Source organism: Streptomyces sp. P6-2-1 (genome assembly GCF_050613165.1).
Classification (GTDB): Bacteria; Actinomycetota; Actinomycetes; order Streptomycetales; family Streptomycetaceae; genus Streptomyces.
Genome location: NZ_CP192513.1, coordinates 7091578 through 7107339, shown reverse-complemented (window position 1 = coordinate 7107339; position 15762 = coordinate 7091578). Strand labels below are relative to the sequence as shown.

The following is a 15762-nucleotide window of genomic DNA, read 5'->3' as shown; positions in this document are numbered from 1 at the left end:
CCGTCCACCCTCTCGATCAAGTGTTCACGTGGGGTCCATGTGTTGGTCTGGGAAGTGCCAAAGACGAACCACAAAGACACCAAAGCGGCCATCAAGTGCGCGACGGGAAAAGGGATATGACACGCTTTCCGGTATCACACGCCCGCCGCGCCCTCCGGTCGGCGCACGCGTGACGGCTCCCCCGGGCGCGGTCTCTCAGCCGCGGTACCGCTCCGCCAGGGCGCGTGCGTGAGCGGCGAAGCGGGCGCGCAGGGTGGGCGGGGCGAGGACTTCGGCGTCGGCGCCGAGGCGCGTGAGCTGGTCGAGGGCGACCTCCTCGGACTCGGTGGGGACCGTGACGGTGACTCGGCCGTCCTGGTCCGGCGGTCCGGGCGTCAGGTCCTCCGTGCTCGCGGGGCCCAGCACGTCGGGCAGGCGGCGCAGGCCCTCGGGGGTCAGGCGCAGGGTGACCGGGGTGCGCAGGAGGACGCGGGCGAAGCGCTCCGCCTCGGTGCGCCAGTGCGCGGCGAGGTCGAAGGAGGCGGCGCGTGTGAACGGCTCCCCCGGTGCGAGCGTGGTGAGGCGGTCGACGCGGTACGTGCGCCACGCGGCCTCGCGCGCGCCTTCGCCGGGGACCCGGCCGACGACGTACCAGACCCCGGCCTTGAGGACGAGGCCGTACGGCTCGTAGTCGCGGCTGACCGTGCGCGCGGGACGGTCCTCGCGCGCCGGGCGCGCGTAGCTCAGGCGGACCGTGCGGTCGTCCCACACGGCGCGGGCGAGGGCGGGCAGGAGCGGGGGCGCGGCCGGTTCGCTGAACCAGGCAGGGGCGTCGAGGTGGAAGCGGCGCACGGAGGACTCGGCGGCGGCGCGCAGCGAGGGGAGCAGCGTCGCGGCGAGCTTGAGGCGCGCGGTGCCGGCCGCCTGGGCGAGGCCGAGGTCGGCGAGCGCGGAGGGGAGCCCGCCGAGGTAGAGGGTTTCGGCCTCGGTGGGGTGCAGGCTCGTGAGCCGGGTGCGGTGGCCGGGCGCGAGGTGGTAGCCCCCGGCGCGGCCGCGCTCGGCGCGTACGGGGATGCCCGCCTCCTGGAGGGCCCGCGCGTCACGGATCACGGTGCGCTCCGAGACGTCCAGTTCGCGCGCGAGCGCGGCGGCGGTGAGGCCGGGCGAGGACTGGATGAGCAGGGCCATGCGCAGGAGGCGGGCGGCACGCATCGGTTCAGCTCACGGCCGCGTTCCGGTCGTCGACCTCGGCCTGGGTGTGCGCGAACCACGCCGCCTGGTCCTCGCCGAGCGCCCGCTCGACGCGGAAGAGCGAGAAGCGCTCCAGGGGCGGCAGGGCGTCGAGCGCGAACCAGCCGACCTCCAGGGACTCCTCGTCGGCGACGTGCGCCTCGCCGCCCGTGGCGCGGCAGCGGAAGGTGATGTCGAGGAACTGGCAGCGGTCGCCGTTGGGGTACGTGATCGGTTTGAGGGTCTCGACGAGGACGACGCGTTCGGCCGCGCAGTGCACGCCGGTCTCCTCCAGGACTTCGCGGACGATGGTCTCGGCGGGCTGCTCGTCCGGTTCGCAGATCCCGGCGGGCAGGGCCCATCTGCCGGTGTCGGCACGCCGCCCGAGGAGGAGGCGCCCGGCGTCGTCGATGACGACGCCGTTGACGCCGGACAGGAGGAGAAGGTCCTGGCCGATCTTCTCGCGCAGGGCGAGGATGAATTCCGGAGTGGGCATGGGCCGAGCCTATCCCGGGCGCCCGGCCGGTTTCCCGCGCGCGTGAGCCCCCGCACCGGGCGGCGGCTCACGCGCGCGCACGGGCGGGGGCTCAGCGGGGGCTCAGGCGGTACGACGCCTGCGGACGGCGCCCGTGAGCGCCCAGGCGAGGCCCCCTGCCGCGATGACGACGAGCGCCGTCTCGGGCGCGGTCCCCATGCGGGTCGCGGGGGTCTCGGAGGTGCGCAGCGGGACGTCGTCGACGAGCGTCGCGGGCACGAACATGCCGGTGCGCTGGACGATCTTCCCGTCGGGGCGGATGACGGCACTGACCCCGCTCGTGACCGGCACCGTGACGCTGCGGCTGTGCTCGACTGCGCGGACGCGGGACATGGCGAGCTGCTGGTAGGTCATCTCGCTGCGGTCGAACGTCGCGTTGTTGCTGGGCACGGAGATCAGCTCGGCGCCGTGGGTGACGGTGTCCCGCACGGCCCAGTCGAAGGCGGCCTCGTAACACGTGGCGATGCCGACGCGGGTGCCGTCGATGGTGAAGACACCGGGGGTGGTGCCGCGGCTGAAGTCCTGCGCGACCATCGTCGTCCAGGAGTCATTGATCTTGTGCAGCAGGGAGCGCATCGGGAGGTACTCGCCGAAGGGCTGGATCTGCCGCTTGTCGTACGTGGCCGTGGGGCCCTTGCCCGGCAGCCACAGGACCTGCTCGTTGTAGAGCTTGCCGTCGTCCTTCTCGACGACCGCGCCGACCGAGATCGGGGCCTTGACCGCCTCGGCCGCGCTGTCGATCGCGGCGCTCGCGTCCGGGTTGCGGAAGGGGTCGATGTCGGAGGAGTTCTCCGGCCACAGGACGAAGTCGGGGCGCTTGACCTCGCCCCGGTTCACGCGCTCCGCGAGCCGCTTCGTCTCCTTGACGTGGTAGTCGAGCACGGCACGGCGCTGGGCGTTGAACTCCAGCCCCGCGCGGGGCACGTTGCCCTGGATGACAGCGACTCGTGCCGTACCCGCCTCCGCCGCGTCCGAGACGAGCGCGCGCGAGGCGAACGCTCCGGCGAGCGGCAGGAGCACGGCGACCCCGGCGGTGAGCGCGGCGGCGCGGGGCAGGACGCCGCGCGCGCGGCGCTCGTACAGGGCCCGGCCCACCGCGTACAGGCCGAAGCCGCACAGAACGACGGCGAAGCCGAGCACGGGGGTGCCGCCGAGCGCGGCGAGCGGGAGGAAGACGCCGTCGGCCTGGCCGAAGGCGACCTTGCCCCAGGGGAAGCCGCCGAAGGGGACGCGGGCGCGGGCGGCCTCGCCCGCCGTCCACAGCGCGGCCGCCCACAGCGGCGCCCCGGGCAGCCGCGTGACGACGGCGATCCCGGCGCCGACGAGGGCCGCGAAGACGGATTCGGCCGCGGCGAGCGCGAGCCAGGGCCCCGAGCCGACCTCGACGCCGGTCCAGACGAGGAGCGGGAGGAAGTAGCCGAGGCCGAAGAGGTAGCCGAGGCCGAGCCCCGCCTTCCAGCTCCGGCCGTGCAGGACCCAGGCGAGCAGGGCGAAGGCGGGGAGCGCCAGCCACCACACGGTACGGGGCGGGAAGCTCAGGTACAGGAGCACACCGGCGACGACGGCCCCCGCGGCGGGCGCGAGGCGCAGCAGTCGCCGCCCGGCCCCGGACGCGGGGGCGGGCGGCGAGGCTTCGTCCGGTGGGGAAAGGGTGACGGTCACGCTCCGGAGTTTACGGCCGGGGGCAGGAGGTGGCCCTGTGGCGTGGGTCTCGGGCGGGACGGGGGGTACGAGAAGCGTCCGGCCGGCGCACGCGCCCGCGCTGCCCGGCCAGGCTCACGCGCCCGCGGGTGCCTGGCCGGGACCGCCGTGGGTTCCGTAGAGGTGGAGGCGTCTGCGGATCTCGTGCACCGCGGACTCGGCGTCGTCGACGGTGAAGGTGAAGGTGCGGCCGTCGCCGAGGCGCAGGACGACTCCCTCGCCGCGGCGTACGACGACGGCGGTGCCGAGTTCGGGTCGCCAGCGGTAGCCGTAGCCGCCCCACTGGCGCGGGGTGACGGCGGGCGCGAAATCGGCCTCGACGACGTGGGCGAGGGGGATGCTGCGCCGCGGCACGCCGATGTGGCCGCAGCGGACCTCAAGGGTCGCGTGGTCGACACGGACGGCGACGCTCACGAAGGCCAGGGTGCCGAAGAGGATGAGGAGCCCGGCGAGCAGGCAGCCCACGACGGACATGGCGAGGGCCGCGACGCCTGAGGTCCAGGTGGAGTTGACCGCGAGGGCGATGCCGAGGGCGACACAGGCGACACCGGCGAGGGCGAGTACCCATTGCACGCGGTTTGTCGCGGTACCCGTCCAGACATCGGGGTGGGCGCCGGTCTCCGCCGGGCCCGTGGGCGCGTCGTCATGGGGTGGATGCCTCATGGCGCCGAGCGTACTCAGAATCGGCGCGGGAGGAGGCCCCCGCGCACGGGTGCGTCCGGTGGAACCGGCCACACCCGGCGGCTCAGCGGGCGGCGCCGACCCCGGCGAGGAGACGGCCCTCGGCGTAGGCGAGCGCCTCCGTCGGCAGGGGTTCGTCGACGCCGCCGAGGAGGACCGTCAGCTCGCCCGTTCGGGTGAGGTCGGGTGCGCCGCCCCCCGCGCGGCGCAGGGCCTGCGCGGCGACGGCGGGGGCGGAGCCGAGCAGCGTGGGCGGGTTCCCGCCGGGACGGGTGAGGGCGGCGGCGATACGGCTGCCGACCAGCTCGTAGTGGGTGCAGCCGAGGACGACGACGCGGACCCCGGCGGGGGTGCGCGCCGCGGCGTCCGCGATCGCGGCCTCGGTCGCCGCCTCGTCGGCGTGCTGCACGGCGTCAGCGAGACCGGGGCAGGCCACCGCGGTGACATGGCCGCCGGGCGCGAATTCGGCGATGAGGCGGCGCTGGTAGGCGCTGCCGGTGGTGGCGGGCGTGGCCCAGATCGCGACAGGGGCGCCGAAGGCGGCGGCGGGCTTGATCGCGGGGACGGTGCCGATGACGGGGAAGGTGTCCTCGAAACGGGCCCTGAGCGCGGGGAGCGCGTGCGTCGACGCGGTGTTGCAGGCGACGACGAGCGCGTCGGGCCGGTGCGCGGCGGCGGCCTCCGCGGCACGGAGCGCGAGGCGCGTGATGTCCTCGCCGGTGCGGGGCCCCCACGGCATCGAGGCCGGGTCGCTGGAGAGCACGAGGTCCGCGTCGGGCCGCAGGCCGCGTACCGCGGCGGCGGCGGGGAGCAGGCCGATACCGGAATCGAGGAGCGCGATCTTCACTCGGCCACTTTATGTCATGAGGTGACGCTTCCCGCCGTCGGCGGCGGCCGCGCAGGGTGGCGGGGGGCCGGGGGTGGCGGGGGTGGCGTGGGCGCGAAGGGGGCGGTCAGGGGGCAGCCGCTCTCGCGGGCGCCCGCGGTGCGCGCGTCGTGCGGGGACGTCCCCTCCGCACGCGCCCCTCGGCGGCCCTCCCCCGCTCCCTGCGACGGTCCCGCATGTCCGGTCCTCCGTCCCTCCCCCGCTGGTGGCAGACTGCCGCGCGTGAGTGCCGTCATGTGGATCGCCGTTCTGTCCCTCGTGTCCTGGGTGTGGATGCTGCTCGCCCAGGGCTTCTTCTGGCGCACCGATGTCCGGTTGCCCAGGACCGACGGGGAGCCGGAGCGGTGGCCCTCGGTGGCGATCGTGGTACCGGCCCGGGACGAGGCGGAGGTACTGCCACTGAGCCTGCCCTCGCTGCTCGCGCAGGAGTACCCGGGGCACGCGGAGGTCGTGCTCGTCGACGACGGCAGCACGGACGGGACGGGCGAGCTGGCGCGGGGGCTGGGGCGGCGCGAGGGGGCCCTGCCGTTGCGGGTCGTCTCGCCGGGCGAGCCGCCGCGCGGGTGGACGGGGAAGCTGTGGGCGGTGCGGCACGGCATGGCGCTCGCCCGCGGGAGCGGCCCCGACTTCCTGCTGCTCACGGACGCCGACATCGCGCACGAGCCGGACAGCCTGCGCCGCCTCGTGGCCGCGGCGGAAGGGGCGGGGCTCGACATGGTCTCGCAGATGGCGCGGCTGCGGGTCGCGAGCGTCTGGGAGCGGATGGTGGTCCCCGCGTTCGTCTACTTCTTCTCGCAGCTCTACCCCTTCCGCCGGGTCAACAAGGCCGCCTCGCGCACGGCGGCGGCGGCGGGCGGCTGCGTGCTGCTCCGTGCGCGGACCGCCGAGGCCGCGGGCGTCCCGGACACGATCCGGCAGTCCGTGATCGACGACGTCGCCCTGTCGCGCGCGGTCAAGCGCTCGGGGGGCCGCATCTGGCTCGGCCTCGCCGAGCACGTCGACAGCGTCCGGCCCTACCCCGCGCTGCGCGACCTGTGGCGGATGATCTCGCGCAGCGCCTACGCGCAACTGCGCCACAACCCGCTGGTCCTGCTCGGCACCGTGCTCGGACTCGCGCTCGTCTACCTCGTCCCGCCGTGCGCCCTGGTGGCCGGGCTGCTCGCCCCTCACGCGGCGACGGCGCTCGCGGGCGGACTCGCGTGGCTCGTGATGGCGGGCACGTACCTCCCGATGCTGCGCTACTACCGGCAGCCGTGGTGGCTCGCGCCGCTGCTCCCGGTGACGGCCTTCCTGTACCTCCTGATGACGGTGGACTCGGCGGTGCAGCACTACCGGGGTCGTGGCGCGGCGTGGAAGGGCCGGACGTACGCGGCGCCGGAGCCGGTGGACGCGCGCGAGGGCTGAACTCCCCGTCCGTGGCGGCGCGTCCTGCCCTCGTCCGTACACGGCCCGCGAGCCGGTCGAAAGGCGTCCCGCACGCGGGCTCACGGACGGGTGGCCGCCTGCGGGAACCGGGGCTCCGGAAGGGGTCGGCGAGGCGCCGGGCAAACCCCGGGTAACCCCGTGGGAACATGCAATTCACGTTAATTTTCGGCAATCTGATGACCGTTTTGGTCGCCTTCGATCGCATTGCGGGCAGGGACCCGACAGGGACGCACAAAACAACCGTCTTATCGGTCTCCCCAACCAGCACATCGTGGGCTTAACTTATGTGCCATGACCTCCCCCCGCCCCACCTACGGCAGCGGCTACTATTCCGCGCCGTCTTTCCCGGACACTCCGATCTACGACTCGCTCGTAGCGGAGCGGGGCACACCGCAGATCGCGCCGATCCGGGTGCCGTCCCTGTACGAGCCGAGCGGGAGTTCCCTGCCCGCGCTCCCCCCGGCGCTGCCCGCCCTCCCGGCCGCGCCCGCCCCCGTACCCCCGCCTCCCCCGGCGTACTACGGCCAGCCGCCGCAGCAGCAGCCGGCGCCGCAGCAGCCCGCGCCGCAGCCGTACATCCCGCAGCAGCCCGCGCCGCAGCGCGGCGGCTACCCGGGGGTCCCGCAACAGGGCGGCTACCGGCCGGCGCCGCAGCCCGCGACGGGGTACGAGGCGATGCGCCCCGCGGCCCCGCGCCCGCCGCAGCCCGCCCCCGCCCCGTACCAGGACCCGTACCAGAGCGGCCCCTACCGGCCGTACTGAGCGCGGCGACCGCCGCCACCGTCCGGGAAGCGCGACGCCCGGCACCGTTCCGCCCCCACGGCGCGCGGTGCCGGGCGTCGCGCGTACGGCGCCGCGGTGAACGGGCGTCGCACGGCGGAGGAAGGCGCGCCGCACGGCGGGCGGACAGCGTGCCGCCCGGCCGGGGATCACGCCCCGCCCGGTGGGAAAATGACCCTCATGCCCGCAGTCTCGCTCGTCTCCGTCCATGTCCACCCGCTCAAGGCCGCCCGTGCCCTCGATCTCCCCGAGGCGGTCGTGGAGCCCTGGGGGCTCGCCGGTGACCGCCGCTGGATGCTCGTGGACGACGAGGCCCGTCAGCTGACCCAGCGTGAGGAACCGCGCCTCGCGCTGCTCGACGTGCGACGGGCGGACGGCGGGGGCCTCGTGCTGAGCGCGCCGGGCCGCACCCCCTGCCACGTCCCGGTCCCTGCCGCGGACAGCGTCGTCGTGCAGCTGTTCCGGAACAAGGTCGAGGTCGTCCCGGCCGCGGCCGTCGCGTCCGCGTGGTGCACCGCGTACCTCGGCCGCCTCGTGCGGCTCGTCCACCTCGCCGCGCCCGCGACGGCACGTCCCGTGGACCCGGCGTACGCGCGGCCCGGCGAGACCGTGAGCCTCGCGGACGGCTACCCGCTGCTGCTCACGAGCCTGTCCTCGCTGGACGCGCTCAACTCCCTCATCGCCACGGACGGGCTGAGCGCCGAAGGCCCGGTACCGATGAGCAGATTCCGGCCCAATCTCGTCGTCTCGGGTGCGGCACCGTGGGCGGAGGACGGCTGGGGCCGGGTGCGGATCGGCGAGGTCCTCTTCCGGGTGACGAAGCCGTGCGGGCGCTGCGTCGTGACGACCGTCGACCAGGACAAGGGCGTGCGCGGCAAGGAGCCGCTGCGGACCCTGGCGCGGCACCGCAGGAGGGGGGGAAAGGCGATGTTCGGCATGAACCTCGTTCCGGAGTCGGCCGGTTCGGTACGGGTCGGTGACCGGCTGACGGTGGTCGAGGCGGGCGGCGCCGAGACGGTCGCATAGCCTGCTGCCCGCCGGGAACGGGTACGGCGGGACGAGACCGCGGGGGCGGGGAAGGGGGGGGCACGTCGTGCGAGCCGTGTTCGGGCTGTGGGCCTGGCGGCACAATCCGCTGTGGCGCACGAGCGACCGGGTCGAGGGCTGGGCGGGCCTGACCACCGTCGTGCTGCTCCTCGTCCTCGTCCCGTTCGCCGGGGCGCAGGCGGCGCTGCACACACGCACGGCGCTCCTGCGGACCGTGGAGGAACAGCGCCACGACCGGGTGCGGGTGAGTGCGACGGTGCTGAGCCCGGAGCGCGGCACGCGCTTCGACACCGATCCCGAGACCGGCCCCGGCCGGGTCGGCGAGGTCCGGGTACGGGCCGCGTGGACGGGCCCGGACGGGGTGCGCCGCACCGGGCTCGCCAACGCCACGCTGTCGGCGCCGCGCAAGGGCGACACCTTCCCCGTGTGGACGGACGCGCGAGGCCGCCTGATGCCGCGTCCGCTCGACGCGGCGAGCGCCGACGCGCACGCCCTTCTCGCGGGCGTGGGGGCGGGCACCGCGGCCGTCGTACTCCTGGAGGGCGGGCGGCGGGTCCTGGTATGGCGGCTGCGGCGGGCCAGGCTCGTGGCCTGGGAACGCGAGTGGCGGCGCACGGGCCCCGACTGGGGGCGCGCGGGCACCGGGAGCTGACGGGGCGCACGCCCTGCCGAGCCCGGGCACGTGCCGGTGGCCCGGGGCAGGACACGGTCAACTCCCGCTGTCCGCACACGCTACGGTGGACCGCGCGCCGTCCGCAGGACACGCGTCATACTTCCCGCGTACGCACGAGGTGGGGGCACAGCAGCACATGGCACAGGGCACGGTCCAGGTGACGCACACCGGTACGTCGCGGTGGCGGCGCCGCACGGGCGAGTACGCCTCGCTCTCCGCCGCCCTGGAGGCCGCGGGGGACGGCGACGTCCTCAGCATCGGTCCGGGCACGTACCGGGAGAACCTCGTGGTGCGGCAGGCGGTGACGCTGCGCGCCGTGGACAACGCGGCGGGCCCGGTCAGGATCGCGCCCACGGACGGCATCCCGCTCACCGTGCGCGGCGCCGCGCTCGTCCAGGGGCTGCACATCGAGGGGCAGGACTCTGCCGTACCCGCCGTGCTCGTCGAGGACAGCGCGCCCGAGCTGGAGGGCCTGCGGATCATGACGCGGTCCGCCGTCGGCCTGGAGGTGCGCGGCGGGGCACGGCCCACCGTCCGTGCCGTCACGGTCGACAACGCGGGCGGCCTCGGGATCGCCGTGCTCGCCGGGGCGAGCGGCATCTTCGAGGACTGCGAGGTCGTCGCCGCGGGGCAGTCGGGCATCGTCGTACGGGACGGGGCGCACCCGCGTCTGGAGCGCTGCCGGGTGCACCACGCCTCGGGGGCGGGCTTCGCCGTGACGGGTGAGGGCAGCGGCCTGGAGGCGATCGGCTGCGAGGTCTACGAGATCAAGGGCTCGGCGCTCCAGCTCAGCCAGCGCGGCACCGCCCACCTGACGGACTGCGCGCTGCACCGTACGACGGCGAACGGCGTCACGCTCGACACGGACGCGGTGCTCACGCTCGCCGACTGCCGCCTGCACGACATCCCGGAGAACGCGGTGGACCTGCGCTCGCGCTCGGTCCTCACGCTGACCCGCTCCTCCGTCAGCCGCTTCGGGCGCAACGGGCTCTCGGTGTGGGACCCGGGTACGCGCGTGGACGCCAACCAGTGCGAGATCCACGAGTCGACCGGCGACTACCCGGCGGTGTGGGTGAGCGACGGCGCGACGGCGGTGCTCGACTCCTGCCGGGTGCACGACGTGCCGGACGCGCTCTTCGTCCTGGACCGTGGTTCGCGCGTCGACGTCGTGGACAGCGATCTCGCACAGGTGCGCAACACGGCGGTCTCGGTGAGCGACGGGGCGATCGCCCAGCTCGACGACTGCCGGATCACCAAGGCGTCGACGGGGGCGTGGTTCCGCGACCACGGCAGCGGCGGCACGCTGAGCGGCTGCACGGTCACGGACGTGCAGACCGGCGTCATCGTCACGAAGGGCGCCGATCCCGCGGTGGAGCGGTGCACCGTGGCGGGGGCCGCCGAGTCCGGGTTCTACGTCTCGGCCGACGGGCGCGGCACGTTCACCTCGTGCAAGGTGAGCGACAGCGCGGGGTACGGCTTCCACCTCATCGGCGGCGACCGCACGACGCTGCGCCGCTGCCGCACCGAGCGGTGCGCGCGCGGCGGTTACGAGATCGCGGAGGGCAGCGGGGGCAGCCCGGTCGTCGAGGACTGCGCGAGCGACGAGAGCGCGGCGGCCCCGGCAGCGCCCGCCGCGACGACTCCCGTACTGCCGCCGGTGGGCGGCGAGACGCGCGTACGCGAGACGGCCCCCGTCGGGCTGCTCGGCGGCGTACCCGCACCGCGTCAGGAGACGGCGGGGACCGTCGCGGACGAGAAACCCGCGCGCTCGCCCGAGGACGTGCTCGCGGCGCTGGACGCGCTCGTGGGGCTCGACAGCGTCAAGCGCGAGGTGCGCGCGATGACGGACATGATCGAGGTCGGCAGACGGCGCCAGGCCGCCGGGCTCAAGGCGGCATCGGCCCGCCGCCACCTCGTCTTCACCGGCTCACCGGGTACGGGCAAGACGACGGTGGCGCGCCTGTACGCGGAGATCCTCGTGGCGCTCGGGGTCCTGGAGAAGGGACACCTCGTGGAGGTCTCCCGCGTGGACCTGGTCGGCGAGCACATCGGCTCGACGGCGATCCGCACCCAGGAGGCGTTCGGGCGGGCGAAGGGCGGGGTGCTCTTCATCGACGAGGCGTACGCGCTCTCCCCGGAGGACTCCGGGCGCGATTTCGGGCGCGAGGCGATCGACACGCTGGTCAAGCTCATGGAGGACCAGCGGGACGAGGTCGTCGTCATCGTCGCCGGCTACACGGCCGAGATGGAACGCTTCCTCGCGGTCAACCCGGGTGTGGCCTCCCGCTTCTCGCGGACGATCACCTTCGGCGACTACGGCCCTGAGGAACTGCTGCGGATCGTGGAGCAGCAGGCCGAGGAGCACGAGTACGAGCTGGCGGACGGCACCGGGGAGGCGCTCCTGAAGTACTTCACCGCGATCCCCAAGGACGCCGGTTTCGGCAACGGCCGCACGGCCCGGCAGACCTTCGAGGCGATGGTCGAACGCCACGCGGGCCGGGTGGCCCAGCTCCCCAGCCCGGACAAGGCGGACCTGACCCTGCTGTACCCGGAGGATCTGCCGGAACTGGGGTGAGGGCCCGCGGGCAGGTGGTCGGAAGCTGACGGACGGGTGCGCGTGCGTGTCCGCGTCGTGCGTCACGCAACGCTCGTGGACACCCTCGTCCTCGTCTCCGCGGCCGCCACTGGGCCACACCACCAGGAGGAATCAGTGTCCAACTCCCGACTGCGCACCCCCGAGGAGAAACTCGCCGAGGCGAAAGAGCTGTCGAGCCTCCCGCGCATCGTCGTGATCTGCGGCTCCACCCGTTTCATGACCGAGATGAACGAGGCCGACCTGCGGGAGACCGCCGCCGGGAAGATCGTCGTCAAACCGGCCTGTGACATGAAGGCGCCGCACGAACTGTGGTCCGATCCCGCCGATGCCGAGGCGCTGAAGGCTCGACTCGACGATCTGCACCGGGCGAAGATCCGGCTCGCCGATGAGGTGCTCGTCGTCGGCGACTACGTCGGGGACAGCACCCGGGCCGAAATCGCCTACGCCCGGGCGCTGGGCAGGCCCGTACGGTTCACGCATCCCGGGGTCGACCCGGGCACCTGACCGCTCCCGGCGGGCGGGGCGGACCGGGTGTTCAGGTCCCGGCCGCCCCTCCGCCGGGCTTCGCGCCCTCGGCCTGCGTCCGCGTGCGGTCGGGCTGGCGCGGGACGGGGCCGGTGGGGCGGAGGCGCTGGAGCAGGGCGGTGCGGGCCTCGGCGAAGGCGGGGTCGCAGGGGTAGTCACCGTGGCCGTGGATGGGGGGCGGGAGGGGTTCGTCGGGGGTGCGGCCGTAGACGAGGGGGTCGTGGAGGGGGGTGTGGTCGACGTCGGGGACGCGGACCGGACCGCCGATGGGGTCGGTGGCGCGGTAGAGGTTGGTCCACTGGGCGACGTCGGTACGGAGCCCGGCGAGGGCCGTGGGGCCGAAGTGGGCGGGGAACCAGCGGCCGTAGAGGCGTTCGAGGGGGGAGCCGTAGGTGAGCAGGGCGATCCTGCCGCGTGCCCGCGGCGGCAGTTGCCAGGCGGCAGCGGCGGCGAGCACGCTGCCCTGGGAGTGGCCGGAGAGGACGAGTCGGCCGCCCGTGCGGGCGGTCCACGTCGCCATGCGCCACGTGAGGTCGGGGACGGCCCGCTCGGCGTAGCAGGGCGGCGCGAAGGGGTGCGCCGCACGCGGCCAGAACGTGCCGACGTCCCACAGGATGCCGATCGTGCGGCGGGCGTGCGGATCGCGGTAGGCGCGGCGGCCGAAGGCGAGGAAGAGGAGCGCGGCGAGGCCGGTGAGCCAGGAGCCGAGCGCCTGGCAGGTCTGCGCGAGACCGTGCACGGCGGCGGGCAGTCCGCTCGTCGCCTCGCCCGGCACCTCGCCGCTCGTCCAGGCGCCGACGAGCGCCGCGGCGCCGAGAAGGAGGGTCCCTGCCGCGCCGAGGCCGAGCAGGGCGGGAGCGCGGTCGGTGAGCGCGGCGGCGGCGCGGGTCAGGGCGATCGCGCGCGTACGGGCCTCGTCGTGCCGTACGCCGGGGTAGTCCGCGTCGACCCGCGCGGCCTCGGCACGCGCGCGGCGCCACGTGGCGATGCCGAGCCGGGCGGCGAGCAGGAGCAGGAGGAGCAGCATCGGCGGAAGCACGGCGGCCTGCCAGGAGAGCAGGACGGGCGGTCCCGCCAGCGGGCTCGCGCCTTCGCCCGGGGTCGCGGGGCCGTCGAGCCAGTCGGCGACGCGCTGGGCGAGACCGCCGGTGAGGACACCGCCGAGGGCGCAGGCGAGGAGGGCGGTCGCGGGGCCGCCGTAGCCGCTCAGCGCGGTGCGCGAGTCGGGGGCGCTGCGGTGGAGGAGGGCGGCGACGACGGCGAGGGCGAGGACGAGGAGCCCTTGGGTGAGGGTCAGGACGCGGAAGAGCGCGTCGCCGGGGAGGGTTCCTGCGGAGCGGTCGGCGGGGCGGTCGGCGAGGGCGTAGCCGAGGGTGGCGAGGAGGAGGGCGAGGGCGGCGAGCGGGAGGGCGCGGACGGTGAGGCGGTCGAAGGCGAGGTCGACGCGCCGCTCGCTGCGGCCCCTTCGGCAGACGGCGGCGAGGACGACGGCGCCGAGGGCGACGTACAGGGCGCACAGGAGGCGCCCGGCCAGGACGGGCCCGTCGTGCGCGGCGTCCTGCGCGGTGACGGCGGTGCCGACCCCGGCCGCGATGGTGAGGAGGGCGGCGGCGGTGTGGGCGGCGCGCAGCCTGGCGACGATGCGGCGGCCGTACCAGAACCCGGGGCGGGCCAGGGCCGGCGTGTCACGCGGGACCTTCGCGCCCCGGGCCGTGGGGGTCGCGGCGGCCGCGTGGCCGGTGCGCGCGGAGTCGTTGTCGTGCTCGGCGTGGTCGGGGTCGTCCGTCGTGGGAAGGGGCCGCTGGTTCTCGTACGCGCTCCATGTCTTGTGCGCGAGGAACCACAGGAGCAGCACGAGCGCGGCGGGGACGAGCGCGGCGAGGGCGAGGCGGCGGCCCGGCTGGGTCCACCAGTCGCCCGGTGAGGTGTGCGGGGAGAGGAAGCCGAGCCAGGCCCGGCCCTCGGCGCAGGCGGCGGTGCCCGCGCACTGCCAGGCGGTGAGGTCCAGGGCGACTTCGCAGGCGGCGGCGACAAGGAGGACGGTGAGGCTGAGGCCGATGAGGCGGACGAGAGCCCCGTAGAGGCGCACGAGGCGCGGGCGGCGCAGGGCGCGCGGACGCATCCAGTGCGCGAGGTTGACGATCATGAAGGGCAGGAGGAGGAGCCACAGGGCGCGGCTCGCGTCACCGGAGGTGAGGTCGCACCAGACGTACGCCTCCTGGACCGGTGCGTCCTCGCCGGACCCGGCGGCCTTCGGCGCGTCCTCGCGGGCACGTTCGTCCTCGCGCGCGGGCGGCGTCTCGCGCGCGGGCGGCGTCTCGCGCGCGGGCGGCGTCTCGCGCGCGGGCGGCGCGTCCTTCGCCCGGCGGTAGAGGGCTGCCGTGTCGTCACCTGCGACGCGGACCGTGTGCGGATCGTCGAGCATCTCGGCGGGGGTGGTGCCCCCGACTCCGTGGACCAGCAGTTCGAGGGCGGGCTGCTCCCCCGGGGCGGACTGCACGCGCGGTTCTCCCTGTGAACGGACGGACGGGCGGGGCGGGTTCTCGTACGGGCGGGTTCTCGTACGGGGCGGGTGGTGCGCTCGGCGTACCGTACCGCCCGAGGCTGTCATGTCCCGTACGAGCATGGCGGGGCGGGGGCGTGCCCGGAAGGGGTCCGGCGCAGAGTCCCCCGGTCGGGTGAAGAGCGGAGGGGAACAGGCCCGCCGGGGTGGGGGTCCCGACGTGGGAGGATGGCGGGGGCGCGACGGAGGGGGCGGGACGCGCCGGGGCACGGCGGGGGCGCCCCCACGCTCCGTCGCGCGGGGCGGAGCCGGGCGCGGGACCACAGCAGCGGAAGGACCGGGCGGACGTGAGCGAGAACCTGAACCTCCTCGCCGAACAGCGCCGGGCCGTCATCCTCGACGAGGTGCGGCGGCGCGGCGGAGTACGGGTCAACGAGCTGACGAAGCGGCTCGGCGTCTCGGACATGACGGTGCGCAGGGATCTCGACGCGCTCGCCCGGCAGGGGGCGGTGGAGAAGGTGCACGGCGGGGCGGTGCCGCCGGCCGAGGCGAGCAGTCACGAGCCGGGCTTCGAGGCGAAGTCGGGCCGGGAACAGGGTGCCAAGGAGAACATCGCGCGCGTCGCCGCCGAACTCGTCACCCCCGGTACCGCGATCGCGCTCTCGGGCGGCACGACGACCTACGCGCTCGCGCAGCGGCTCGTCGAGGTGGCGGAGCTGACGGTGGTGACGAACTCGGTCCGGGTCGCTGATGTCTTCCACCGGGCGCAGGAGGGGTGGCAGGGGCGGGCGACGGTCGTGCTGACCGGTGGGGTGCGTACGCCGTCGGACTCGCTCGTGGGCCCGGTCGCCGATGCCGCGATCGCCTCCCTCCACTTCGATCTGCTCTTCCTCGGCGTGCACGGCATATCCGGGCGCGCGGGACTGTCGACGCCGAACCTCGCGGAGGCGGAGACGAACCGGCGGCTCGTGGCGGCGGCGCGGCGTGTCATCGTCGTCGCTGACCACACCAAGTGGGGGACGGTGGGCCTGAGTTCCTTCGCACCACTGAGCGCGGTGGACACGGTGGTGACGGACGAGGGGCTGCCGGACGAGGCGCGCGAGGAGTTGGCGGAGCGGGTGGAATCGGTACTGGTCGCGGGCACGCCGCCTCCGGCCTGAGCCCCTGCGGGCGCGGCCGCCCCCACCCGTTGGGGAAGACG

Annotated in this window: 13 protein-coding genes; 7 read left to right on the top strand and 6 right to left on the bottom strand. The window is 75.1% G+C overall.

The features are described from left to right. Positions 1 to 195: 195 nt before the first annotated feature. The 5 genes from ACQYWQ_RS29875 to ACQYWQ_RS29855 form a co-directional block, all read right to left on the bottom strand. Positions 196 to 1191, bottom strand: coding sequence for a helix-turn-helix transcriptional regulator (locus ACQYWQ_RS29875; protein ID WP_431038925.1), 996 nt, complete (start codon positions 1189 to 1191; stop codon positions 196 to 198). A 4-nt stretch (positions 1192 to 1195) separates the two neighbouring features. Then, a complete protein-coding gene (locus ACQYWQ_RS29870) occupies positions 1196 to 1705 on the bottom strand; it encodes an NUDIX hydrolase (RefSeq protein ID WP_431038924.1) in 510 nt (169 codons plus the stop codon). 102 nt (positions 1706 to 1807) lie between these two features. Then, entirely contained in the window at positions 1808 to 3406 is a 1599-nt protein-coding gene (gene lnt, locus ACQYWQ_RS29865; RefSeq protein ID WP_431038923.1) for an apolipoprotein N-acyltransferase, read from the bottom strand. 114 nt (positions 3407 to 3520) lie between these two features. Further along, on the bottom strand, positions 3521 to 4108 hold the full coding sequence (locus tag ACQYWQ_RS29860; RefSeq protein ID WP_431038922.1) for a hypothetical protein: 588 nt from the start codon (positions 4106 to 4108) through the stop codon (positions 3521 to 3523). A gap of 82 nt (positions 4109 to 4190) precedes the next feature. Continuing rightward, entirely contained in the window at positions 4191 to 4973 is a 783-nt protein-coding gene (locus tag ACQYWQ_RS29855; RefSeq protein WP_431038921.1) for a glutamate racemase, read from the bottom strand. 273 nt (positions 4974 to 5246) lie between these two features. Between ACQYWQ_RS29855 and ACQYWQ_RS29850 the strand changes: the two genes are divergently transcribed. From ACQYWQ_RS29850 to ACQYWQ_RS29825, 6 genes are all read left to right on the top strand, one after another. Then, the gene (locus ACQYWQ_RS29850; protein WP_431039405.1) at positions 5247 to 6416 is read left to right on the top strand and encodes a glycosyltransferase; all 1170 of its coding nucleotides are present in this window, start codon (positions 5247 to 5249) and stop codon (positions 6414 to 6416) included. A 312-nt stretch (positions 6417 to 6728) separates the two neighbouring features. Further along, entirely contained in the window at positions 6729 to 7199 is a 471-nt protein-coding gene (locus ACQYWQ_RS29845; RefSeq protein ID WP_431038920.1) for a DUF6643 family protein, read from the top strand. Between the two features lie 198 nt (positions 7200 to 7397). Continuing rightward, on the top strand, positions 7398 to 8243 hold the full coding sequence (locus tag ACQYWQ_RS29840) for an MOSC domain-containing protein (RefSeq protein WP_431038919.1): 846 nt from the start codon (positions 7398 to 7400) through the stop codon (positions 8241 to 8243). Positions 8244 to 8310: 67 nt separating this feature from the next. Then, positions 8311 to 8916 carry an Rv1733c family protein gene (locus ACQYWQ_RS29835; RefSeq protein WP_431038918.1) on the top strand — a complete coding sequence of 202 codons (606 nt, stop codon included), beginning with the start codon at positions 8311 to 8313 and terminating at the stop codon, positions 8914 to 8916. A 157-nt stretch (positions 8917 to 9073) separates the two neighbouring features. Beyond that, a complete protein-coding gene (locus tag ACQYWQ_RS29830; RefSeq protein WP_431038917.1) occupies positions 9074 to 11512 on the top strand; it encodes a right-handed parallel beta-helix repeat-containing protein in 2439 nt (812 codons plus the stop codon). A 135-nt stretch (positions 11513 to 11647) separates the two neighbouring features. Next, positions 11648 to 12037, top strand: coding sequence for a hypothetical protein (locus ACQYWQ_RS29825; protein ID WP_431038916.1), 390 nt, complete (start codon positions 11648 to 11650; stop codon positions 12035 to 12037). A 31-nt stretch (positions 12038 to 12068) separates the two neighbouring features. Here ACQYWQ_RS29825 and ACQYWQ_RS29820 read toward each other — a convergent pair whose 3' ends face one another. Next, positions 12069 to 14558 (bottom strand): hypothetical protein, encoded by a 2490-nt coding sequence (locus ACQYWQ_RS29820; RefSeq protein WP_431038915.1) that lies wholly within the window; start codon positions 14556 to 14558, stop codon positions 12069 to 12071. A gap of 350 nt (positions 14559 to 14908) precedes the next feature. On the opposite strand from ACQYWQ_RS29820, the gene ACQYWQ_RS29815 reads away from it, so the two are divergent. After that, positions 14909 to 15721 (top strand): DeoR/GlpR family DNA-binding transcription regulator, encoded by an 813-nt coding sequence (locus ACQYWQ_RS29815; RefSeq protein ID WP_431038914.1) that lies wholly within the window; start codon positions 14909 to 14911, stop codon positions 15719 to 15721. The last annotated feature ends 41 nt before the right edge of the window (positions 15722 to 15762 follow it).